General features: G+C 50.4%; 21 protein-coding genes. 15 read left to right on the top strand and 6 right to left on the bottom strand.

Features of this window, described 5'->3' with window-relative positions:
• Positions 1-62 precede the first annotated feature (62 nt).
• The 11 genes from trpB to M0220_RS00165 all read left to right on the top strand — a co-directional run bounded on the left by trpB (position 63) and on the right by M0220_RS00165 (position 11,760).
• On the top strand, positions 63-1,301 hold the full coding sequence (gene trpB, locus M0220_RS00215; RefSeq protein WP_030069333.1) for a tryptophan synthase subunit beta: 1,239 nt from the start codon (positions 63-65) through the stop codon (positions 1,299-1,301).
• An 8-nt stretch (positions 1,302-1,309) separates the two neighbouring features.
• A complete protein-coding gene (gene trpA, locus M0220_RS00210) occupies positions 1,310-2,113 on the top strand; it encodes a tryptophan synthase subunit alpha (protein ID WP_264018347.1) in 804 nt (267 codons plus the stop codon).
• A gap of 92 nt (positions 2,114-2,205) precedes the next feature.
• Entirely contained in the window at positions 2,206-3,216 is a 1,011-nt protein-coding gene (gene accD, locus M0220_RS00205; RefSeq protein ID WP_030069337.1) for an acetyl-CoA carboxylase, carboxyltransferase subunit beta, read from the top strand.
• Positions 3,209-4,537, top strand: coding sequence for a bifunctional tetrahydrofolate synthase/dihydrofolate synthase (gene folC, locus M0220_RS00200; RefSeq protein WP_030069339.1), 1,329 nt, complete (start codon positions 3,209-3,211; stop codon positions 4,535-4,537). Before accD ends, folC begins: the two co-directional genes overlap by 8 nt.
• 42 nt (positions 4,538-4,579) lie before the next feature.
• Positions 4,580-5,242: an SPOR domain-containing protein gene (locus tag M0220_RS00195; RefSeq protein ID WP_264018346.1), complete on the top strand. Its 663-nt coding sequence runs from the start codon at positions 4,580-4,582 to the stop codon at positions 5,240-5,242.
• Positions 5,243-5,245: 3 nt separating this feature from the next.
• Entirely contained in the window at positions 5,246-5,836 is a 591-nt protein-coding gene (locus M0220_RS00190) for a CvpA family protein (RefSeq protein ID WP_030069343.1), read from the top strand.
• A 171-nt stretch (positions 5,837-6,007) separates the two neighbouring features.
• Positions 6,008-7,531, top strand: a complete 1,524-nt coding sequence (gene purF, locus M0220_RS00185; RefSeq protein WP_030069345.1) for an amidophosphoribosyltransferase — start codon at positions 6,008-6,010, stop codon at positions 7,529-7,531.
• 60 nt (positions 7,532-7,591) lie between these two features.
• Positions 7,592-8,791: an O-succinylhomoserine sulfhydrylase gene (locus tag M0220_RS00180; protein ID WP_030069347.1), complete on the top strand. Its 1,200-nt coding sequence runs from the start codon at positions 7,592-7,594 to the stop codon at positions 8,789-8,791.
• Positions 8,792-9,026: 235 nt separating this feature from the next.
• Positions 9,027-9,581: a cytochrome b gene (locus M0220_RS00175; protein WP_030069349.1), complete on the top strand. Its 555-nt coding sequence runs from the start codon at positions 9,027-9,029 to the stop codon at positions 9,579-9,581.
• 71 nt (positions 9,582-9,652) lie between these two features.
• Complete coding sequence (locus M0220_RS00170) at positions 9,653-10,237, top strand: YceI family protein (RefSeq protein ID WP_030069351.1); 585 nt, start codon at positions 9,653-9,655, stop codon at positions 10,235-10,237.
• Between the two features lie 164 nt (positions 10,238-10,401).
• Positions 10,402-11,760: an MATE family efflux transporter gene (locus M0220_RS00165; protein WP_030069354.1), complete on the top strand. Its 1,359-nt coding sequence runs from the start codon at positions 10,402-10,404 to the stop codon at positions 11,758-11,760.
• On the opposite strand, the gene M0220_RS00160 is transcribed toward M0220_RS00165, so the two are convergent.
• From M0220_RS00160 to M0220_RS00145, 4 genes are all read right to left on the bottom strand, one after another.
• The gene (locus M0220_RS00160; protein ID WP_030069356.1) at positions 11,757-13,241 is read right to left on the bottom strand and encodes a uracil permease; all 1,485 of its coding nucleotides are present in this window, start codon (positions 13,239-13,241) and stop codon (positions 11,757-11,759) included. The genes M0220_RS00165 and M0220_RS00160 overlap by 4 nt on opposite strands.
• 273 nt (positions 13,242-13,514) lie before the next feature.
• On the bottom strand, positions 13,515-14,705 hold the full coding sequence (locus M0220_RS00155; RefSeq protein WP_264018345.1) for an amino acid aminotransferase: 1,191 nt from the start codon (positions 14,703-14,705) through the stop codon (positions 13,515-13,517).
• Positions 14,706-15,044 (bottom strand): 4a-hydroxytetrahydrobiopterin dehydratase, encoded by a 339-nt coding sequence (locus M0220_RS00150; RefSeq protein ID WP_030069360.1) that lies wholly within the window; start codon positions 15,042-15,044, stop codon positions 14,706-14,708.
• A gap of 28 nt (positions 15,045-15,072) precedes the next feature.
• Positions 15,073-15,972, bottom strand: a complete 900-nt coding sequence (locus M0220_RS00145; RefSeq protein WP_264018344.1) for a sensor domain-containing diguanylate cyclase — start codon at positions 15,970-15,972, stop codon at positions 15,073-15,075.
• A 314-nt stretch (positions 15,973-16,286) separates the two neighbouring features.
• Here M0220_RS00145 and cobA point away from each other — a divergent pair, with 314 nt between their 5' ends.
• The 4 genes from cobA (at position 16,287) to dcd (ending at position 19,944) form a co-directional block, all read left to right on the top strand.
• Positions 16,287-17,072, top strand: a complete 786-nt coding sequence (gene cobA / locus M0220_RS00140) for a uroporphyrinogen-III C-methyltransferase (RefSeq protein ID WP_030069364.1) — start codon at positions 16,287-16,289, stop codon at positions 17,070-17,072.
• Between the two features lie 163 nt (positions 17,073-17,235).
• Positions 17,236-18,411: a coiled-coil domain-containing protein gene (locus M0220_RS00135; RefSeq protein WP_264018343.1), complete on the top strand. Its 1,176-nt coding sequence runs from the start codon at positions 17,236-17,238 to the stop codon at positions 18,409-18,411.
• 154 nt (positions 18,412-18,565) lie between these two features.
• Positions 18,566-19,366: an iron-sulfur cluster carrier protein ApbC gene (gene apbC, locus M0220_RS00130; protein WP_264018342.1), complete on the top strand. Its 801-nt coding sequence runs from the start codon at positions 18,566-18,568 to the stop codon at positions 19,364-19,366.
• Between the two features lie 11 nt (positions 19,367-19,377).
• Positions 19,378-19,944, top strand: coding sequence for a dCTP deaminase (dcd, locus tag M0220_RS00125; protein ID WP_009723443.1), 567 nt, complete (start codon positions 19,378-19,380; stop codon positions 19,942-19,944).
• A 76-nt stretch (positions 19,945-20,020) separates the two neighbouring features.
• Here dcd and purN read toward each other — a convergent pair whose 3' ends face one another.
• Complete coding sequence (purN, locus tag M0220_RS00120) at positions 20,021-20,779, bottom strand: phosphoribosylglycinamide formyltransferase (protein WP_030069371.1); 759 nt, start codon at positions 20,777-20,779, stop codon at positions 20,021-20,023.
• Positions 20,776-21,843 (bottom strand): phosphoribosylformylglycinamidine cyclo-ligase, encoded by a 1,068-nt coding sequence (purM, locus tag M0220_RS00115; RefSeq protein ID WP_030069373.1) that lies wholly within the window; start codon positions 21,841-21,843, stop codon positions 20,776-20,778. Before purM ends, purN begins: the two co-directional genes overlap by 4 nt.
• Positions 21,844-21,869 lie beyond the last annotated feature (26 nt).

Below are 21,869 nucleotides of genomic sequence, written 5' to 3'. Positions count from 1 at the left end.
GGAGGGTGGCTACGTCTCATTGTTAGTTCATTTATTTGCCTGTTCTGGCGATCTTGTGAGGTATGCCTGTGACTGTCTCAGCGACTGAAACTAAGTTCAGCGACCTGACCCGAATGCCGGATGCCCGTGGTCATTTTGGCCCGTACGGCGGCCGGTTTGTGTCGGAAACCCTGAGCTTTGCCCTGGAAGAACTAGAGCAGACCTACCTGAGTCTGCGTGATGATCCCGCTTTCCAGGCAGAGTTTGACCGTGACCTTGCCCACTATGTGGGTCGTCCATCTCCGCTTTACCATGCCGAGCGATGGTCACAGTCTTTAGGCGGCGCGCAAATTTGGCTGAAACGTGAAGACTTAAACCACACGGGTGCCCACAAGGTTAATAACACCATTGGCCAAGCGCTATTGGCAAAAAAGACCGGCAAACCACGGGTTATCGCTGAAACCGGTGCAGGCCAGCATGGTGTTGCTACTGCAACCGTGGCCGCCCGCTTAGGTCTTGAGTGTGATGTGTATATGGGGGCGGCTGACGTGCAGCGTCAGAAGCTCAACGTTTATCGTATGCGACTGCTTGGGGCACGGGTTATACCCGTGGAATCCGGTACTCGTACACTCAAAGACGCAATGAATGAAGCGCTACGTGATTGGGTCACTAACGTTGATAACACGTTCTACATTATCGGCACCGTGGCGGGGCCGCACCCGTATCCGCAACTGGTACGCGATTTCAATGCGGTAGTAGGTCGTGAAGCGCGTCAGCAATCATTAGCGCAAATAGGGCGTTTACCGGATGCGTTAATTGCCTGTGTGGGCGGCGGTTCGAACGCGTTAGGCCTTTTCTATCCCTTTGTTGAGGACGATGCGGTCGCTATGTACGGTGTCGAAGCCGGTGGAGATGGGGTTGAAACTGGCCGCCATGCCGCGCCGCTTGCATCGAATGCACCGCGTGGGGTTCTGCATGGCAATCGCACGTATTTGATGTCTGATGAAGCGGGGCAGGTGTCGGATACGCACTCAATTTCTGCTGGGCTTGATTATCCAGGCGTAGGCCCTGAGCACGCGTTATGGAAAGATGTTGGTCGAGTCAATTATGTCGCGGCAAACGACAAAGAGGTGCTGGAAGCGTTCCGCGAGCTGACGCACATGGAAGGCATTATGCCAGCGCTTGAGTCTGCTCATGCGCTTGCCCACGCGAAGGTGCTAGCACCGACTATGCGCCCTGATCAGCATATCGTGGTTAACCTTTCTGGTCGTGGTGATAAAGATATCATGACCGTTGCGAACATCGATGGCATTGAGTTTTAAGGGCTAGCATGAACCGTATTGACCAGCGTTTTTCCGAATTAAAAGAGCAGGGTCGTAAGGCCCTTATTCCTTACATCACTGCCGGTGACCCAGCACCACAGTACACCGTGGGCTTTATGCATGCCCTGGTAGAAGCAGGTGCCGATATTATTGAACTTGGCGTGCCATTTTCAGACCCGATGGCTGATGGCCCGGTGATTCAGAAAGCCTGCGAACGTGCTCTTAAACAAGGCACTCGCTTAGTAGACCTGTTGGATATGGTCGCTGAGTTCCGTCAGGTCGATAGTGAAACACCTATCGTACTGATGGGGTATCTCAATCCTATAGAACGAATTGGCTACGAGACGTTTGCGGATAAAGCCGCAGACGTTGGTGTTGATGGGGTGTTGGTGGTGGACATGCCACCGGAAGAGGCTGAAGAGTTCGGCCCGCTGTTAAAACAGCGTGGTTTAGCAGCGATTTTCTTAGTTGCGCCTACCACTTCCCATGCACGTGCCGCTACAATATGCGCCCACGGTGAGGGCTACCTCTATTATGTTTCGCTCAAGGGCGTTACCGGTGCTGCTACACTCAATGCTGACGATGTAGCTGACCACCTTGCACCACTACGCGAAATGACCGATTTACCACTATGTGTTGGTTTTGGTATCCGCGACGGTGTCACTGCTGCCGAAGTGGCGAAAGTGGCCGATGGTGTAATTGTTGGCAGTGCATTAGTGAATCGCATTGCAGAAAGCGTTGATGCACCTGAAACCATAGCGGGTCAGTTAAAAAGCGTGTTGGGCGAAATGCGCACCGCGATGGATGCCTAAGCGCATTCCCTCATCGTCTACACTGAATTGATTGACGACACTCATCAAGCTTGGCACTGCTAAGCAATGACGTACACGGAAGCCTTTTTGATATGAGCTGGTTAGACAAGATTGTGCCCTCAATGGGGCGTATCCAGCGTAAAGACCGTCGTGCCAGCGTGCCCGACGGCCTCTGGCGTAAATGTCCCAAGTGCGAAGCGGTTCTCTATCTCCCTGAGCTTGAGAAGCATCACAGCGTATGTCCTAAGTGTGATCACCATTTGCGGCTGACCGCGCGTAAACGTTTGGATTGGTTCTTGGATAAACAGGGTCGACAAGAGGTTGCGGCTGAGATTGAGCCGAACGATCGCTTGAAATTTCGCGACTCTAAAAAATATAAAGACCGTCTAACGGCTGCCCAAAAAGAAACTGGCGAGAAAGATGCACTAGTTGCTATGCGCGGCGAGTTAGACGGGCTACCGGTAGTTGCTGTTGCCTTTGAATTTACCTTTATGGGCGGCTCAATGGGAGCAGTGGTGGGCGAGAAGTTTGTCCGCGCGGCAACCATTGCCCTCGAAGAGCGCATCCCTCTTATTTGCTTTGCAGCTTCTGGTGGGGCGCGAATGCAGGAAGCCCTCTTTTCATTGATGCAGATGGCTAAAACATCGGCAGCACTTGAAAAACTCAAGCAATCGGGCGTGCCTTATATCTCCGTACTGACAGACCCCGTCTTTGGCGGTGTATCAGCGTCGCTAGCGATGCTAGGTGATCTGAATATTGCCGAGCCTAATGCGTTGATTGGCTTTGCCGGCCCGCGGGTTATCGAGCAAACGGTGCGTGAAACGCTACCAGAAGGTTTCCAGCGCAGTGAGTTTCTGCTGGAGCACGGTACGGTGGATATGATCGTGCATCGTCATGATATGCGTACTCGTGTTGGTAGTGTACTGCGTAAACTGACCCATAATATCGCTCTGCCTAACGAAAATAGTGTCAGTGAGGAAGCAGTAGTTGATGAGCCTTTGGTGGATGAAGCACCGATAGCAGATGCAGCAGACGTTGATGCGCCTGAAACATCTAGCGAAGTCAGCACCGTTAAGAGCGACGATTCAACCCGCAATGTCTAAATCTATAGCTCCTGACTCTTTAGCTTCTGACTCTTTAACTCCAGGGTCTTTAACCGAATGGTTGCACTACCTTGAAACTCTGCACCCCGTAGGGATTGATATGGGGCTTGAGCGGGTTGCTGACGTTGCCCAACGCATGGGGTTGTTAAGTCGTCCGATTGCAACGCAGGTCATTACGGTGGCAGGTACCAATGGCAAGGGGTCGACCCTTGCCATGATGGATTCCATCGCTCGTGTCCATGGTATGCGGGTGGGTACTTATACCTCCCCCCACCTTGTGCGCTATAACGAACGTGTGACGATCAGCGGCAATTATGCTGATGACCAGCAGCTAATTGCTGGCTTCAAGCGCGTAGAAGAGGCAAGGCTCCAAGTGCCTGAGATCAGCTTAACGTATTTCGAAGCAGGTACGTTGTGTGCTCTTTGGTGTTTAGCGCAGGCGGACCTTGACTTAGCGCTTCTCGAGGTTGGCCTGGGTGGCCGTTTAGATGCTGTGAATATCATTGACGCGGATATTGGTATTGTCACTACCATTGCTCAGGATCATGCTAATTTTCTGGGAACCGATATTGCGCAAATTGGCCGAGAAAAAGCGGGCATCTTTCGTGCGGCACGACCCGCTGTGTTGGGTAGCCAAGTTCTGCCCAGCAGTGTGGCTGCTGCCGCCCATGCGATTGAAGCACCGGTTTACTGCCTTGGTGATGCGTTCAGCCACTCTGCCGACGGTGGCGCTAATGCTTGTTCTGAATGGAACTGGAAGGGGATGACCTGCCAGGGTGAGGTTATTACTCTGACAGACCTTCCGGATCCGGGTTTGCCGATTGATAATGCGGCAACGGCTCTCCAAGCCCTTATACTTAGCGGATTAGTGCTAAACGCAGAGGCATGCCGTCGTGCGCTTCACGAGGTGCAAGTGCCAGGGCGTATGCAGTGGATAGGTCAGTGGTGCTTGGATGTTGGCCATAACCCCCATGCAGCCGACTATGTAGCTAAGCGACTTCCCATGATGCCTGAAGGTGGTCGGCAATGGGCGTTGATTGGGATGTTAAACGACAAGGATGCAGATGGCGTTATCAGTGCTCTGTTACCACGCATTACCCATTGGGTATGTGTAACGTTAGAGGGAGAGCGTGGTCGCCCAGCTGTCGAACTAGCCGAACGTATTGTGTCACTGGGTGGGCAAGTGCATCACTGCTCAGACTCCCCAGAAGCTGGCGTTCGCGCTATTGCTGAACAGCTGGTGCCCACCGACCGGGTATTAGTTACTGGCTCATTTTTTACAGTTGCGGCCCTGTTGGAAATGACACTGCCGCAAGCTTAATCGGCCTAACCGTTGTGCTCGCTAAGCTTGATGGAGAGGGATATGAAATACGGTAAAACGGAACGCATCAGTGGTATTGTTATCCTGCTCGCGCTGCTAGCGATCTTTGTGCCGTGGTTGATGAGTGACCCTGCTCCTCGTGAAGAACGTCCTCAACCCACCTTTGTTATTGAGCAGCCCGTTAAAACAACACAACAGGATGTTCCGATTCCGGAAATGCCGGCATCTATCAATACGACTTCAACCGCTAATGGTGATCGTGCTGAAGATAGCCCTGGGGAAAGTGTAATTAATAGTATGCCCATTGATGCTAATCCGCGGCAGCCCCAAACAAATCAAGCCAGCAGTGGCAGTACTCAAAGCGCTGAGGAAAGTGATCCCATTGCTGAATTAATGGCCGCTAATAACCGTAGTACGTCTTCAGATACCTCTTCCAGTTCATCTTCAAATGCTACTGGTCCTGCGTCTTCTTCCCAAGGGGAATGGGCCGTTCAAGTGGGAAGCTTTGGTGATGCGGGTAACGCGCAGCGTTTAAGTGATCAGCTTAGTCAGGCGGGGTTTAATACTTATCTACGCAAACGTGATAATAATCTTACCTCTGTTTATGTTGGGCCGTACGCGACCTCTGAAGATGGTGAGTCTGCGATGGCGATTATTAAGCAGCGTGCCAATGTACAGGGCTTGTTAGTACGGGTAAGAGACTAATTTATGACGCTGACTTGGATCGACGCGCTTTTCCTGGCGGTATTAGCACTTTCGATGCTAGCGGGTTTCGCACGCGGGTTTGTCAGAGAAGCCCTAGGTCTCGCCGCGTGGGTAGTCGCGTTAATGGTAGCGCGCGTGCTTGCAGAGCCGGTGGCGGATTTAATGAGCGGCTTCATTGACAGTTTTGATGCTCGCTTAGTATTGGCATTTATCTTGGTGATTTTTGCCGTCATTTTGCTCTGTGGAATGGTGATTCGTTTAGTTCACGCAGCGGTAGAGTGGGTCGGTATGGGGTTACTTAACCGGTTTGCTGGAGCCGCCTTCGGGTTTGCCCGTGGCGCTGTTATTTTGTTGGTGGCAACCGTTCTTATTACGCTAACGCCATTAGCAGAGCTACAGGCGTGGCAAGAAGCTGAGTTACGACCAACCTTTATTGAGCTCCGCGATTGGGCGGTAAGCCAGTTAGACCAGTGGGAGCGGGAGCTGCCGCAAGCCCCTGAGTCGCTTCGTGACATATCGTTGCCGGATTTTCGCGCTCGGGAAGAGCTAGTTCCACAGCCTTTTACGCCAACAAGTGAACATAGTAGCCAGTGAGTGCGTTACTTATGTTGGCGCTACGCTACGCGATGTTTAGTTTGTAATACAGTTAGCTACTGTCTACCAATGCCCGCTCTTGCGATCGATAAATAGGCAGTGGCTCACATTCGTTTGATGAACGTACGGGTTTGCTACGGTAAACCATGGCACTAAAGCGAGGTAACTTGAATGTGCGGTATAGTGGGCCTTCTGGCCAAGCAGGCGGTAAATCAGGGAATCTACGATGCTCTGACCGTACTTCAGCATCGGGGCCAGGACGCTGCCGGCATGATGACTTGGAGCGAGGGACGCTTCCTACTGCGCAAGAGTAACGGGTTGGTTCGAGATGTGTTTCATACTCGCCATATGGCTCGCCTAAAAGGTAACCTTGGTATTGGTCACGTACGTTATCCAACCGCTGGTTCCTCTAGTGAAGCTGAGTCTCAGCCGTTTTATGTCAACTCGCCCTACGGTATTGCGCTGGCTCATAACGGTAACCTGACTAACTCTGAGCAGTTAAAGCAGGAGCTTTTCTCGACAGATCTTCGCCACATTAATACCAGTTCCGACTCTGAAGTGCTGCTAAATGTATTTGCCCATGAACTGGGCAAGCAGGGCTTGCACCTAGAAGCCGAGGATATTTTTGATGCCGTTCGTAGAGTCCACCGGCGCTGCAAAGGCGGCTACGCGGCGGTCGCGATCATCAATGGTTTTGGCATGGTGGCATTTCGAGACCCCCATGGTATTCGTCCAGTCGTCTTTGGTACTCGCCAAAGTGACGAAGGACAGGATGTCATGATTGCTTCTGAATCTGTTGCTCTAGATGTCGGTGGTTTTGAGCTGGAGCGTGACCTTTCACCTGGTGAAGCGATTTTCGTCGACATGCAGGGGCAGATTCACACCCAGGTATGTGCTGATCGACCTGTGCTGCGCTCCTGTATTTTTGAGCATGTCTACTTGGCGCGCCCCGATTCTATTCTCGATGGTGCTTATGTGTATGGCACGCGCATGCAGATGGGGCGCAAACTTGGTGACCGTATTCTTAACGAGTGGCCTGATCACGATATCGACGTTGTGATTCCGATCCCTGATACGTCGCGTACCTCCGCCCTTGAGATGGCTCAGCACTTAGGTGTGACTTACCGCGAAGGGTTTATGAAGAACCGCTATATTGGCCGTACGTTTATCATGCCGGGCCAAACACAGCGTAAAAAATCGGTGCGCCAGAAGTTGAACGCCATTGATGTTGAATTCAAAGGTAAGAATGTACTACTGGTAGATGACTCCATTGTGCGGGGTACCACCTGTAAGCAGATTATTCAGATGGCCCGTGATGCAGGTGCCCGTAAAGTGTACTTCGCTTCTGCCGCGCCGCCTGTTCGTTATCCCAATGTCTACGGCATTGATATGCCCGCGGCGACAGAGTTGATTGCTCATGGCCGGACAGAAGAAGAGGTTGGACAGCTAATTGGTGCAGATCGAATTTTCTATCAAGATTTAGAGGATTTGAAAGCAGCTTGCCGAGACGTTAATCCTGAGATGGAAGAGTTTGATTGCTCTGTATTCGACGGTAATTATGTCACTGGCGATATTGATGATGCTTATTTGGCGGTACTAGAAGCGAGCCGTAATGATGCGGCTAAAGATCAAAGTGCGGGCGACCATGCGCTGGTAGATATGCATAATCAAGATGATGATGATCTTGACGACTAACGCTATCTATTCGCGGTTTGTATCACGATTTTATTGATGTTTTGAACAAGGTGCTCAGCCATGCATGATGATAGTCACCAGAATGAGTGGTCGCTAGAGACCCTTGCCATTCGCGCGGGCCATCACCGTACGTTTGAGCAAGAGCACGCCGAGCCCATATTCCCTACCTCTAGCTTTGTTTATGAGAGCGCGGCTGAAGCTGCACGCAAGTTTGGGGGGCAGGAGCCTGGCAATGTCTATTCGCGCTTTACGAATCCTACCGTCCATACCTTCGAGCGCCGTTTGGCGGCGCTTGAAGGTGGCGAACGATGCGTGGCGACGAGTTCAGGCATGTCAGCGATTTTGTCGACTGCATTAGCATTGCTGAGTGCTGGCGATGAAATCGTGGCATCACGTTCGCTGTTTGGTTCTACCGTGAGCTTGTTTGATAAATATCTGGGCAAATTTGGCATCACGACTCGCTATGTCGAACTGTCAAACGTGTCTGCTTGGGCAGAGGCCATCAGTCCAAATACCAAACTGTTGTTTGCTGAAACACCTTCTAACCCATTGTCGGAAGTTGCGGATATTCCAGCATTAGCCGAGCTTGCTAAGCGTAGTGGTGCACTCTTGGCGATTGATAACTGCTTTTTAACACCTGCATTGCAGCGGCCACTTGCACTTGGAGCCGACTTAGTTATCCATTCAGCAACGAAGTATCTGGATGGGCAGGGTCGTGCCGTTGGCGGTGCAGTAGTTGGCAAGCACGATGTGTTGGAAGAAGTGTTTGGTGTGGTACGTACCTGTGGGCCTTGCCTTAGCCCCTTCAACGCGTGGATTTTCACCAAAGGTCTTGAGACCTTATCGTTGAGGATGAACGCGCATTGTGAAAATGCGCTTACTCTGGCGCGCTGGCTAGACCAACACCCAGCCGTTAATAAGGTGTATTACAGCGGTTTGGAAGCTCACCCCCAACATGCGCTTGCTAAACAGCAGCAGCAAGGATTTGGTGCCGTGTTAGGCTTCGAAGTTAGGGGAGGCCAAGAGGGTGCTTGGAAGGTAATTGATGCCACCAAGATGCTGTCTATAACGGGCAATTTAGGGGATGTTAAAACGACGATTACTCACCCGGCTACTACTACCCATGGACGTCTTTCCGATGCACAGAAAGACGCTGCGGGTATCACACCTGGGCTAATTCGCGTTGCGGTAGGGCTGGAAAGCCAAGCCGATATTCAGTGTGACCTTGCTCGTGGGCTAGATGCATTAGCGGCTAGCTGAGCGAATTAGCGATCGTTTTGAAAACCGGTCATTCGTGACCGGTTTTTTCTTGCCTGCTTTGCAGGAGGCGTTTATTTCCGCATCGTTTTTTACTGCTGATTTTTAAAAACGTTTTTTACGAATGATGTGTTCTGCTTTTTTCAGCGGTGTTTTAAGTATTAAAGCGGTATGCTTTATATAAGAATGTGCTTACAGCAAAGATAATTGATCGCTGTTGTGAACGAGGAAATCAAGGATGTGGCGGAATACGCAGAGTGGTTGGGGAGTCGTTAGTATTGCTCTTCACTGGCTAAGTGCACTAACCATTGTGGGACTGTTTGCTCTAGGCTGGTGGATGACAGATCTTGGCTACTACGATACATGGTATAACCAAGCGCCGTGGGTACATCGCTCGATTGGCATTATGTTGTTAATAGCTACCTTTGCTCGCCTAATATGGCGCTTGATTCAACCAACGCCCCATGCAGAGGGAAACCGCTTTGAACGTATAGCTGCCCATGCTGGTCACATAATGCTGTATGTTTTGCTGTTGTTAGTACTTGTTAGTGGCTATTTGATTTCTACCGCTAACGGACGCGGTATTAGTGTATTTGATTGGTTCGAAGTACCCGCATTACTCCATGGACTTCCCAATCAAGCCAGCTTAGCGGGCGACGTTCACTGGTATAGCGCTCTGGCACTCATCATATTAGCTGTAGGCCACGCCATCGCTGCAATGAAACACCACTGGTGGGATCGCCACGCAACACTCGTCCGAATGGTGAATCCTGCCCATAGTCGGAAACGTTAATAATGTTTTTGTCCACTGCTTGGGCAGTTAACTCGCAGTGGTTTATTAGGAAAATAAAGGAGATTTCCACAATGTTAAAGAAAACTGCTTTTGCTACTGCAATTGCCGCTGCGTCGCTAGTGACGTTTGGCCACGCGCAAGCGGCCGAGTATCAAATTGATACAGAAGGCCAGCATGCCTTTGTTCAATTTAAGATCAGCCACCTCGGTTTCTCCTATATATTGGGCACGTTTGAAGAGTTTGACGGCCAATTTACTTATGATCCAGAGGATTTAGAAGCTTCTTCTGTAGAAATGGAAGTGCAGGTGAACAGCCTGAACACTAATCATGCAGAGCGTGATCGTCACTTCTTAAGTAGCGATTTTCTTGATGCCAGTGAATACCCAACGGCCACTTTTACTTCAACTGGGTTTGAATCAACAGGTGATAATGAAGGCGTCGTAACGGGTGAGCTAACGCTTCATGGAGAAACACAGGAAATTGAAATGCCTGTCACCTTAATGGGTGAAGGCGATGACCCCTGGGGCAATTACCGTGCTGGCTTTGAAGGTAGTACCATGCTAACGCTGGGTGATTTCGGCATTGATATGAGCGATTTCCCAGAGTCGATGCACGAACTTGAGCTTTATGTGACGTTTGAAGGCATTCGTCAGTAAGCGAGTGCAGGAAACAAAGCGCCATCACCCTGATAGGGGGTGATGGCGCTTTTGTGTTGAGATTTGTGTTGCGAGTCACAGCAAATAAGCCCCATCTGGTGAGTACTAACGTTTTTTAGCAATGTGGCGTAAATCGTTACTCACTCTGTTTCGAGGAGTTATCTTTGGCAGCCGTTGATATACAGCAGCGCGAGCTGGCGATAACCCTATGGCGTCAAACGTGGCCGATGGCCATTGGGGTATTGGCGTTATTGGGTTTTCAGCTTGTAGATAGTGCTTTTATTGCGCGTTTGGGCACCGCGCCCTTGGCCGCACAGTCGTTCACCTTTCCTTTGTCATTTCTAATTATTGGTATTCAGGTGGGAATGGGAATCGCGATTGCGGCATTGATTTCGCGAGCATTAGGAGCCGGCGAGGAAGCCCGCGCAAAACGGCTAAGTAGTCTTGTATTACTTGCCGGTGGGGTCGTGATCGGTGTTCTAGTGGTGATGTTATGGCTGCTTCAGATGCCTATATTCCGCTTGCTGGGGGCAGATACTACGGCGCTGGTCTATATCCGAGCTTACTGGGGGCCTCAGCTATTTTCGGCTTGGCTAGGTGCTTTGCTTTATTTTATTTATAGCGTGTTTCGTGCCCATGGCGATACGCGGCTGCCGGGTAAGATGATGGTGCTCAGTAGTCTTATCAATCTGGGGCTGGATCCGCTGTTTATTTTTGGCATTGGTTCATGGCAAGGATGGGGGTTGCCAGGTGCTGCTTGGGCGACTGCCATTGCCTTTTCTGTCGGCCTGTTATTTAGCAGTATCAAACTAAAACGTCGCCAATGGACAACAAATATTGCGATATGGCAAGAAGCAGTGCGCTCGTGGCGCCCTTTTGCTGGGATTGCCGCTCCCGCCATGATCAGTCAATTAATGCCGCCATTGGCGGCAATGCTGGCAATTGTGGCTGTTGCTGGTTTAGGGGATGCACAGGTGGCTGCCTGGGGTCTTGCTAGCCGTCTGGAGACGCTTTCACTGATGGTAATATTAGCGATGACGATGTCGTTGCCGCCGTGGCTTGGGCGCTGCTATGGGGCAGGCGATTGGGGGCAGATTCAGCAGCTTATGCGGTTGGCACTGACCGTTGCTGTCATTTGGCAGCTAAGTTTAGGTGTGCTGTTGGCGTTAGCTTCACCTTGGGTGGCGATGGTGTTAGCTGGCAATCAAGAGGTGCAAAGTGAACTTGCGCTGTTGATTCGCTTTTTGCTGCCCAGCTACGCTGCACTGGGTGTCTGCATGCTAGTGGTGTCTGCAGGTAACGCACTTGGTTGGCCCCTTCGGGCAATGTTGCTATCGAGCGCACGGCTTTTTATTTGCTATTTACCCTGCTTATGGTTGGGCACGCACTTATTTGGTTGGATAGGTTTAGCCGCTGGTGCAGCGGTGGGAAACGTGTTGGCAGGTATTGTTGCTTGGATGGTGCTACGACGTATTTTATCCCGCCCACATCGGCAGGCGGGATTCAGTAAGTCGGGCAATTAGTGTTTCTTTGGGGCTTCCTGAAAGGAGAAGTATATGAACAGTAATGCCATGCCCAAGTAACCCATGACAAATTCAGGCGCGGCGTTGAAGGCCAGCTTTGGGGCGTGCATCAGTCCTACAAATGAGAAGCCTGCTGCAATGGCGGCAAACGCGGCTGCCCTACGGAATTGATGGTCGATCACCGATACGGTCATTGCACCTAGGAAGATGGCCATAAACATTGCGCCTTGACCCATAATAACAATGGCACTTGAAATATCGCTGACGACTTCTCCAGCGCCTCGGTTGAAGCGTGTCATCACGTAGTTAGCAAAGTAGGGCAGCATCGCCAGAGCAATCGCTGGGTAGTAACGGGTATCGTTGGCTTGAAACGCCGTGGCAATCATCGACATGCCCACAAATACCAAGATAGGGGCCACTACCGAGACCGGAATAATGGCCGCTAAGGCAGCGATGAGGCCAAACATGGTGGCGAGTGCATAAACCGCACCGTTTAAAATGCTGTAGCCTCGTCCTGCTCCCATCCATTTCGCGCCTACTGTTGCGATATAAACGGTAGTTGGAAATACGCCGCCAAATAATGCGCCAATCATCGTGCCTGCCCCATCAACTGCCTGACATTCACGTACATCGTATTTATCGCCAGCCGCTTCCATCGCTTCAACGTTATTCATCGTTTCAATTGCGTTGTAGAGAGTGATGGGAAGCACTACGGTAAGCACTGCCAGCATGCCAGTAAATAGCAAGCCTAGCCCTTCATACCACGCCAAGTTAGGCAGTAAGGGATAAAACCCTAAATGGGTAAACGCATCGCTAAAACGCTCACTACCCGCATCGCCAATTAAATAAGCCATCGCCGTTCCGATCACAATGGCAAACAGCGATGTCGGAAGCTTAAACGGCATGCTGACACGCGCAACTAAGCCTACAATAATGATACCTAGTACCAAGAGGCCAACCACCGGCATTTCCAGGGTTTTAAACAGCATTTCACCGGCAATAAAGGTAAGTGCCACGCCTGCCACGGCGCCCAGCATGGCGGCCCGTGGAAGGTGATACTGCACCCAGCGGCCAATAATGCTAATCAAGGCTTCTATAGCGCCACTAATAAAGCAAGCGGCTACGGCAACTTTCCAGGCTAACTCTGCGTCACCCGTTAACTGCTTGGCGGGAAGCAAGACGCCGAATAGAAACACAAACATGACCGGCGTAGAGATGCCGTAGGAGAGTGCGGTGACATCGCTACGATTTTCCTTTCGCGCAAGTCTAGCTGCACTCCATGCGTAATAGAAATTGCCTGCCATAACCGCTACCGCAGCACCCGGTAGCACCTGACCATAGACAATAGAGGTAGGAAACCCCATCCCTATCATGGTGATTGCGATAATGACAAAGTTAGCAATGTTATTTTGGAACAGAGCGAAAAATGCGTCGGTATCTTCTTTTTTGTACCACGGATAGTGTGTGCCAGCAGCCGCCATGTTAGGCCTCTTGGTTATGGTGTGTTGTATACAAGGCTATGCTGAGTTTGCCGAAGGTTTGACTAATCGGTCAAGCATTGCGTTGTAACGGACGCCGCACGGGCGCCCCTGGCTCTGGCGGCAAGCGCGCAATTGTACATAACAATTGCGTGTCTGTTCAGTTGCTTAACAAACCTAAATAACAAAAAAGCCCAGGCTGTCTGCCTGGGCTTTTCTGCTAATCGCATCTAGCTATTACATCTACCTATTACATCTACTTATCACAAGATTACATTACTCATTAACAGCCGCGATGGCTTTAGCAAGGTAAGGTAAGTTCTCGTGAGAGAAGCCTGCAACGTTGGCACGGCCAGAGCGCACCATGTAAATACCGAACTCATCACGTAGGCGATCGACTTGCTCGGGTGTTAAACCGGTGTAAGAGAACATGCCGCGTTGTTCTGCAACGCAGGCGTACTTCTCATCAAGGCCGTAAGGCTTAAGGGCCTCAACAAAGTCGCGGCGCAGTGTATTGATGCGATCACGCATTTCGGTTAGCTCTTCACGCCACATCGTTGTCAGCTCAGAATCATGAAGAATTTCGCTAACAATTGAGCCGCCATGAGCGGGAGGGTTGGAATAGTTTTCACGAGCAACGATCGCTGCTTGGGAGCGTACGTTTTCCATCTGTTCGGCGTCTTTTGCAATCAGAATCAAGCAGCCCGTACGTTCACAATAAATGCCAAAGTTCTTTGAACAGGAACTGGTGATAATAACTTCATCCAGGTTTTCGGCTAGGAGACGAACGCCGTAGGCGTCTTCATCTAACCCTTCACCAAAACCCTGGTAGGCGAAGTCAACTAATGGCAGCAGGTTGCGCTCGCGTAGTATCGCCATCACTTCGTGCCATTGATCTTGAGAAAGGTCAAAGCCAGTTGGGTTATGGCAGCAGGCGTGAAGTACAACAACATCGCCTTCTGGAATTTTCTTCAGTGCCGCTAGCATGCCATCAAAATCAAGGCGGTTATCGGCGTCAACATAAGGGTACTTGTGAAGCTCGATACCCGCAGCAGTAAAAATACCGTGATGGTTTGGCCAGGTAGGATCGCTCACCCAAATGCCTTTCCCAGGAAGCTGATTAGCAATAAAGTCAGCGGCCAAGCGCAGTGCCCCTGTGCCACCAGGAGATTGAGTAGCGCTTGCACGGTTGGCTTTTAATACGGAAGAGTCTGCACCTAATACCATAGGCAACACCGCATCACCGTATGCAGGTGCACCGTGAGAGCCAATATAGGTTTTGGTGGTTTCATTCTTGAGCAGGCGAGCTTCTGCTTCCTTGACTGCACGCATAACCGGCGTGTTGCCTTGTGAATCGCGGTATACGCCAACCCCTAAATCGACTTTCTGTGGATTGGTGTCTTTTTTGAAAGCTTCGATCAGCCCGAGAATGGCGTCTCCTGGGACTCGCTCAATTTGCTCAAACATTTATTCGGCTACCTCGTCGGTTCTGGCGGCAAGAATGAAGTCATTAAGATGCAGGCCTTTTATTTCATGAGACCACCATGTCACGGTGGTTTTACCCCACTCAGTGACAATGACAGGGTGGTGCCCAGCCTGCTCTGCTATGTCACCAACGCGCTGGGTAAATGCCAGGGCATCAGCGAAGTCACGAAACGTAAACTGTCTCGTTAGCTTCATGATGCCATCGTGGTCGACAATCTGCCACTCTGATAGCGCTTCTAAATGGGCTTGGCATTCGCTGTAGGACAGTGGGCTAGTATTGCCACCGCAAGGTTCACAGGCTGTTTTAGCAAGCGTTGTCATTGGTCTCCTCCTCGTCATAATGCTCTATTCAAGGTAGAAGGCATACACAGTCACGACCAACTTCTTTTGCGCTGTATAGCGCCTGATCAGCGCGCTCGATTAGACTGACCAATGGCTCTCCGCATCGGTATTCAGCTATACCAATGCTTAGCGTGACCTGACCAGCGCCGATTCCAAAATCATAGTTTGCAATGGCGTGGCGAATGCGGTCCGCGAGTTTATGGCATTGTTGCAGCGGCGTAAGCGGCAACACGACCATAAACTCTTCACCTCCAAGCCTTGCCACCATATCTTCGCAGCGTAAGAGCTGTTGGGTTTGCGCAGCAAGCTGTTCGAGTACGCTATCGCCTTGTAAGTGCCCCCAACGATCATTGAGCTGTTTAAAATGGTCAATATCTACCATCATTATTGATAACGGTGTTCCGTGCCGTGTGCTTAGTGAAGCTAAGTGCGTCAAATGCACCATGAGCTTTCGCCGGTTAGGTAATCCCGTTAAAGGGTCAGTGTCGCAAAGTTTTCTTAGGCGCTGCTCTTCAGCAACTTGATCGGTAATATCCATCATGATGCCGTTCCAACGGACACCATCTAATGCGGGGAAAGGGTTAGCGCTCACGGCTATCCAGTGCGGCTTTCCGTTTGGTAGTGGGAGTCGGAAACGGGTTGTAAGCGGTAGCATCCAGCGGGCTGAGCGCTCAATAGAGGACATTATTTTTGGATGATCGTGACCGGTTAACCGCTCAATTAATTGATTTGCTTCCTGTGCTAACTGGCGTCTATCGATATGTGCCAACGCTTTGCCACCTCCTTCCAAATAGGGAAAGTGCATCCGGCCACAGTGTGATCGATAAAATTGAAAGATAACCCCAGGAATAAGGGATATTAAGCTGTCAGCACTGGTCGGTGCTGTGACTGTGTCATTCACGGGCATGCGTGAAGCTCCAAAGCATATGCCAAATAAAAGTTAATCGTGAAGGTTAGCCCTAAAACCGTAACTAATATGTAAGTTATTGCTGACATTTTTAAATTTTTTAAAATTTAATTGATATATGTATATTCAAAAATAGAATTAACGAGGTTGGGCAGGGGTTTACTATAGAAAGGTTGGCACCACATAGGAAAATATATTACTTTTAGATATATATAATACTTTTTTTATTACCGAGGTGTTTTTTGAATGCAGTAAAAGGAGCCACTGCCAAGGCAAGCCATTTGGCTGATGCTCAAAAAGTGAGTGATGACTTTATGAGCTTAGATGGCTCCGTCAGCTTAGTAGGTGCGGGGCCAGGCGATCCGGAACTATTGACGTTAAAAGCCTATAAGCGACTTCTAACCGCAGAAGTGGTGCTCTACGACCGCCTCGTTAGCGATGAAGTATTGGCCTTAATTGGTCCTCAGGCCGCCCGTTTTTACGTTGGCAAAGCGAAGTCATCGCACAGCGTACCTCAAGATGAAATTAATCAAACATTGGTAACTTGGGCTAAACAGGGGAAGCGTGTGGTACGCCTTAAAGGCGGCGATCCGTTTATTTTTGGCCGTGGCGGGGAAGAACTTGAAACACTTGTTGCGGAAAAAGTGATGGTCGAAGTTATTCCAGGAATTACAGCTGCCTCTGGTTGTGCAGCCTATGCAGGCATTCCATTAACCCATCGGGATCATGCCCAGTCAGTTCGTTTTGTAACGGGCCATTTGCAGCATGGGGAGTGCTCGCTTGACTGGCAAGCGTTAGCACGCCCTGGTCAAACCTTGGTATTTTATATGGGGTTGAGTAACTTAGCGTTTATTTGCCAAACATTAATTGCTCATGGTCTTGCGCCTACAACGCCCTTGGCGCTGATTGAGCAGGGAACAACTCAGCACCAGCGTACGCACGTTGGTTGTTTGCAAACGCTGCCTGAAACATTTAAGCAGGGTAAGATTGCGCCGCCTACCTTACTGATTATTGGCAGCGTTGTGTCGTTGCACGCTTCGCTTTCTTGGTTTGAGGTTGCTAGCGCAGGTGCGTTAGGCTTTCAGAAAGGTAAGCATTAGACGGACCCTAACAATTAAATGTACTAAGTAGAACTATTTGTCATACACGTTGGTCACTAGCTAGATGTTGCTAGATGTGTATGCTAGTAAAATAATGTCAGGTACTAAATGCCTATTAACGCTGCTGATATCGGTAGCCTAAAAAAGAAGAGAGGGACGCAGTATGTCAGAAGCAAACCACTCGGATCATCAAGCGCCAGCGAATAAGCCGGACATGAAAACGCTTTTTAAGGACAACCGTGTCAAAGGAATTGCGGGTATTGCCGCGATCGCAGTTATTTGGGCAATTATGGCGCAATCTAACTCAGGCACACGTCAAGAGCGTGTTGAGACGTTAGAAGGTCAGTTAGCTAGTGTTGAGCAGGATAATAGTCAGCTTAGTCAGCGTATTGCAGAAATTGAGCAAGCTGAGACTGATTTGAGTGCCATGCGTGAAGAGATGGCCTCATTGGAAGAGCAGCAGGCCCAGTCACAAAGCGAGCTTGAGTCTGCTCAGCGTGATACAAGCGCGGTACAGTCGCGTCTTGAAGAGTTAGAGTCTGAGCGCGATACCCTGCAGCAAGAAGTTGATGCATTAAGCGAACAAGTTGAGAGTGCTGAGGCTGACTTGCAGGCGCTAAAAGAAGAGCGTGACCAAGTCGTAAGCGCTCGTGACGAAGCGGAGACTGCTCGCCAGGAAGTTGAAGAAGCTCGCCAAAGTGCCGAAGAAGCCCGCCAGGAAGCTGAGTCCGCTCGTCAGCAAGCTGAGCAAGAGCGCCAGGAAGCTGTAGATGAGCTTAATGCCGCTCAAGAGGAATTGTCGAGTCTAGATACACAGATCAGTGACGCTAATGAACAGCTTTCTAGTATTGAGGAAGAAATTTCAACTGTTCAAGATGAGTTAGATAATCTGCGCAGTGAGCGTGATTCACTTACTAATGAGCGGGATGAGCTGCAAAGCGAGGTTGATTCGTTAACTGAGCTGCGTGAAGAAGAGCAGCAGAGCCTCGACCAAGTACGCACGGAGATGGATGATCTCATGGTCGCGTTAGATATTGGTCGTGAAGAAGTTGCAAATGTTGAGAGTGATATTGAAGCCCGTGAAGAGCAGCTTGCGCGCTTAGAAACTCAGCTTAGTGATTGGCGTGACGAACTTTCCTCCTTGGAGAGTCGCCTGCATGTAAACGATACGGCTAATGATGAAGTGCCCACGCTAACGGGTGAAGAGAGTAACGAAACAGCTTCTGGTTCTGATAGCGCTGATACTGATAGCGCTGATTCCGATAGTTCTAGTTCTGATAATACTGAGCAAGTGGAAGAAGCAAGCTCTGACAATCAGGAACAACAAAACAGTAATTGAGAGATGCACCCTTAATGTGTGCTGATGGCTAGCGCAAGAAAGCGGATGCAGGCAGCCCCTGCATCCGCTTTTTGTATGTTGGTTTAGAAATAGGCCGCCTAGGAGTATCATTCAATCACGTAACATTCACCGTAAGAAAACAGGAGCGCCATTGATGGACGGTGTAAAACATATAGTGGCAGTGGCATCGGGGAAAGGCGGGGTCGGTAAATCGACCGTTACTGTCAATTTGGCGCTAGCGCTTTCTGCTCAGGGCTATCGCGTTGGTGTTTTGGATGCCGATATCTATGGCCCCAGTCAAGCGCAGATGTTGGGTGTCAAAGAAGGCGTGCGGCCTCAGGCATCGGGTGACAATAAATTTCTGCCGCTAGAGGCACACGGTCTTCAAGCGATGTCGATGGCCTTTATGGTCAACACCCGAGAAGCGATGGTATGGCGTGGACCGATGGTGGTGGGCGCGTTTCAGCAAATGTTAACCCAAACCCAGTGGGATAATCTGGATTTTCTGTTGATCGATATGCCACCTGGTACCGGTGATATTCAGCTAACGCTGGCGCAAAAAGTGCCTGTTTCAGGCGCTGTAATTGTTACCACTCCCCAGGATATTGCGCTGCTGGATGCCCGTAAAGGCATAGAGATGTTCCGCAAGGTCAATGTGCCAGTGCTTGGTGTGGTAGAGAATATGAGCCTTTATCATTGTGAAAACTGCGGCCATGAAGCGGCAATTTTTGGCACTGGGGGCGGTGATCGTATCGCAGAAGAGTACGAGACAACCGTTCTTGGGCGGTTACCGTTAACGCTCTCTATTCGTGAGTTAGCTGATTCTGGTCGTCCCAGTGTAATTTCCGAACCTGATAGCCCAGTGAGCCACACGTTTGCAGCTATTGCTAAACAAGTGGCGCAATCAGTAAGTGCCAGCCATAGCGGTGGTCCGACTATTTCTTTTAGCGAGTGATGACGTAACAAATGAGTATTAAATCTGATAAGTGGATTCGTCGCATGGCACAGAGCGATGCCATGATTGAACCGTTTGAAGCTGAGCAGGTGCGCTATGTGAATGATCAGCGCGTGATTTCTTACGGCACGTCGAGCTACGGTTATGACGTTCGCTGCGCCGATGAATTTAAAGTGTTTACCAACATACATTCGGCTATTGTCGACCCCAAAGCGTTTGATGACAAAAGCTTCGTCGATATTAAGGGCGATGTGTGTATTATCCCGCCAAACTCCTTCGCATTAGCACGAACGGTAGAGTACTTTCGTATTCCGCGCAGTGTGCTGACGATTTGCCTTGGAAAATCCACTTACGCGCGCTGCGGCATTATTGTCAACGTAACGCCGCTTGAGCCAGAGTGGGAAGGGCATGTGACCCTTGAGTTTTCAAATACTACCAATCTGCCCGCCAAGATCTATGCGCATGAAGGGGTAGCTCAGATGCTGTTCCTTGAGTCTGATGAGGTGTGTGAAACGTCTTATAAAGATCGTGGCGGCAAATATATGGGGCAACGAGGCGTTACGCTGCCTCGCACTTAATCTTTGCAAGCCAAGCGAAAAACGCCTTACTCGCTAATAGCGGTAAGGCGTTTTTTTATGGTCAGGCCAGTAACGTTTACGTATTTTCGTCTAGTTCTTCGTCTAGCTCTTCTGCAGCATCTGTGTGTGAGAGCCGCATGCCATGCGGGGGAAGGGGATGGCCATCCATGGTGGCGTTTTCAGCGTTATATTGCAGGCGACCTTGCAAGAACCACTGAACCGCAATTGGGAAGATGAGGTGCTCACGAGCGTGCACCTTCTCTTTAAGTGTCTCAACGGTGTCTTCATCAGTGACGTTCAGTTCCGCTTGCAGCACAACGGGGCCACCATCCAGCTCTTCAGTGACAAAATGCACGCTACAGCCATGCTGTTTTACACCGTCTGCCAGCGCTCGAGCATGAGTATTTAGCCCTTGATAAGCCGGAAGCAAAGACGGGTGGATATTGAGCATTTTGCCTAAAAAACGCTGCACAAAGCGAGGTGTCAAAATGCGCATAAAACCTGCTAAGACAATTAAGTCAGGCTCATGGCGCTCGATGACTTTGATCAGCGCTCCGTCATAGGCATCGCGGCTGTCATATTCGCGGTGAGGTAGTGCAACGGCTTCAATGTCCGCTTCTAAGGCGCGCTTCAAGCCATAGGCATCTGGCTCGTTGGAAATAACAGCAACGATTTCCCCGCCAAGTTGGTCATGGCTTTGCGCATCAATCAGCGCTTGTAAATTACTGCCACTGCCGGAAATCAATACCACAATACGTCGCGCGGCTGTTGGCTCTGGCGCCATGTCGTTTATGGTGTCGTTGAACATGCCGTTATCGAAGTCGGTGCTGCTCATGCGCGAAGGTTCTCCAAAACGACGGCTTCCTCCTGGCGCTGAATAATTTGACCAATTTGATAAACGGTCTCGCCTTGCTCTTGTAGATGCTCCTTGGCGTTTTCAGCGTGGGCCTGGGGCACCACTACTACCATGCCAATGCCGCAATTTAGCACCCGGTGCATCTCCGTTTCACTGACATTGCCTTGGGCTTGTAACCAGTTAAATACTTCTGGGCGCTGCCAAGTTGAAAGGTCAACGTGGGCTGCAAGGCTATCGGGTAACACTCGAGGAATGTTTTCCAGCAAACCACCACCGGTAATATGGGAGAGCGCGTGAACGGGAATGTCTGTGTTACGCATCATCGACAGCAACGACTTCACATAAATACGCGTCGGCGCCATTAACGCGTCGCCAAGTGGCTGCCCATCTACAGCATCATTGAGTGAAGTGTTGCTAACTTCCAGAATTTTGCGAATCAGCGAGTAGCCATTAGAGTGCGGGCCAGAAGAAGCCAGTCCCAGCAATACATCGCCTTCGGCTACCTTACTGCCATCTAAGATATCGGCCTTCTCAACAATACCTACGCAGAAGCCGGCCAAATCGTAGTCATTGCCTTCGTACATGCCGGGCATTTCGGCAGTTTCGCCACCTACTAATGCGCAACCAGCCAGTTCGCAACCAGCGCCAATGCCGGTTACTACATCTGCAGCGATATCCACATCCAGCTTACCCGTGGCATAGTAGTCAAGGAACAGCAGCGGTTCAGCACCGGCAACGATCAAATCGTTGACACACATAGCGACCAAGTCAATGCCAATGGTGTCATGCTTACCAAGGTCCATGGCAAGACGCAACTTTGTGCCGACACCATCCGTGCCGGAGACCAAGACTGGCTGCTTATAACCAGCGGGAAGCTCACACAGTGCGCCAAACCCGCCAAGGCCACCCAGGACTTCAGGGCGTGTCGTGCGTTTGGCAACGTGTTTGATGCGATCAACTAGCGCGTTGCCGGCATCAATATCGACACCTGCGTCTTTATAGCTGAGTGAGGGAGTGGCCTGAGAAGTGGAGGTATCGGTCATGACAGATCCTGTGAAGCCTATAGCAG

This window comes from Halomonas qinghailakensis, assembly GCF_025820815.1.
Classification (GTDB): Bacteria; Pseudomonadota; Gammaproteobacteria; order Pseudomonadales; family Halomonadaceae; genus Vreelandella; species Vreelandella qaidamensis.
The sequence above is the reverse complement of the archived record's forward strand: the minus strand, read 5'-3'. Positions and strand labels throughout refer to the sequence as shown.

Bases quoted from the DNA above. Each gene is read 5' to 3' on its own strand.
- M0220_RS00170 (WP_030069351.1), top strand. From the start codon at position 9,653: ATGTTAAAGAAAACTGCTTTTGCTACTGCAATTGCCGCTGCGTCGCTA.
- purF (WP_030069345.1), top strand. From the start codon at position 6,008: ATGTGCGGTATAGTGGGCCTTCTGGCCAAGCAGGCGGTAAATCAGGGA.
- trpB (WP_030069333.1), top strand. From the start codon at position 63: ATGCCTGTGACTGTCTCAGCGACTGAAACTAAGTTCAGCGACCTGACC.
- accD (WP_030069337.1), top strand. From the start codon at position 2,206: ATGAGCTGGTTAGACAAGATTGTGCCCTCAATGGGGCGTATCCAGCGT.
- M0220_RS00180 (WP_030069347.1), top strand. From the start codon at position 7,592: ATGCATGATGATAGTCACCAGAATGAGTGGTCGCTAGAGACCCTTGCC.
- trpA (WP_264018347.1), top strand. From the start codon at position 1,310: ATGAACCGTATTGACCAGCGTTTTTCCGAATTAAAAGAGCAGGGTCGT.
- M0220_RS00195 (WP_264018346.1), top strand. From the start codon at position 4,580: ATGAAATACGGTAAAACGGAACGCATCAGTGGTATTGTTATCCTGCTC.
- M0220_RS00175 (WP_030069349.1), top strand. From the start codon at position 9,027: ATGTGGCGGAATACGCAGAGTGGTTGGGGAGTCGTTAGTATTGCTCTT.
- folC (WP_030069339.1), top strand. From the start codon at position 3,209: ATGTCTAAATCTATAGCTCCTGACTCTTTAGCTTCTGACTCTTTAACT.
- M0220_RS00160 (WP_030069356.1), bottom strand. From the start codon at position 13,241: ATGGCGGCTGCTGGCACACACTATCCGTGGTACAAAAAAGAAGATACC.
- M0220_RS00155 (WP_264018345.1), bottom strand. From the start codon at position 14,705: ATGTTTGAGCAAATTGAGCGAGTCCCAGGAGACGCCATTCTCGGGCTG.
- dcd (WP_009723443.1), top strand. From the start codon at position 19,378: ATGAGTATTAAATCTGATAAGTGGATTCGTCGCATGGCACAGAGCGAT.
- purM (WP_030069373.1), bottom strand. From the start codon at position 21,843: ATGACCGATACCTCCACTTCTCAGGCCACTCCCTCACTCAGCTATAAA.
- M0220_RS00145 (WP_264018344.1), bottom strand. From the start codon at position 15,972: ATGCCCGTGAATGACACAGTCACAGCACCGACCAGTGCTGACAGCTTA.
- M0220_RS00135 (WP_264018343.1), top strand. From the start codon at position 17,236: ATGTCAGAAGCAAACCACTCGGATCATCAAGCGCCAGCGAATAAGCCG.
- apbC (WP_264018342.1), top strand. From the start codon at position 18,566: ATGGACGGTGTAAAACATATAGTGGCAGTGGCATCGGGGAAAGGCGGG.
- purN (WP_030069371.1), bottom strand. From the start codon at position 20,779: ATGAGCAGCACCGACTTCGATAACGGCATGTTCAACGACACCATAAAC.
- cobA (WP_030069364.1), top strand. From the start codon at position 16,287: ATGAGCTTAGATGGCTCCGTCAGCTTAGTAGGTGCGGGGCCAGGCGAT.
- M0220_RS00150 (WP_030069360.1), bottom strand. From the start codon at position 15,044: ATGACAACGCTTGCTAAAACAGCCTGTGAACCTTGCGGTGGCAATACT.
- M0220_RS00190 (WP_030069343.1), top strand. From the start codon at position 5,246: ATGACGCTGACTTGGATCGACGCGCTTTTCCTGGCGGTATTAGCACTT.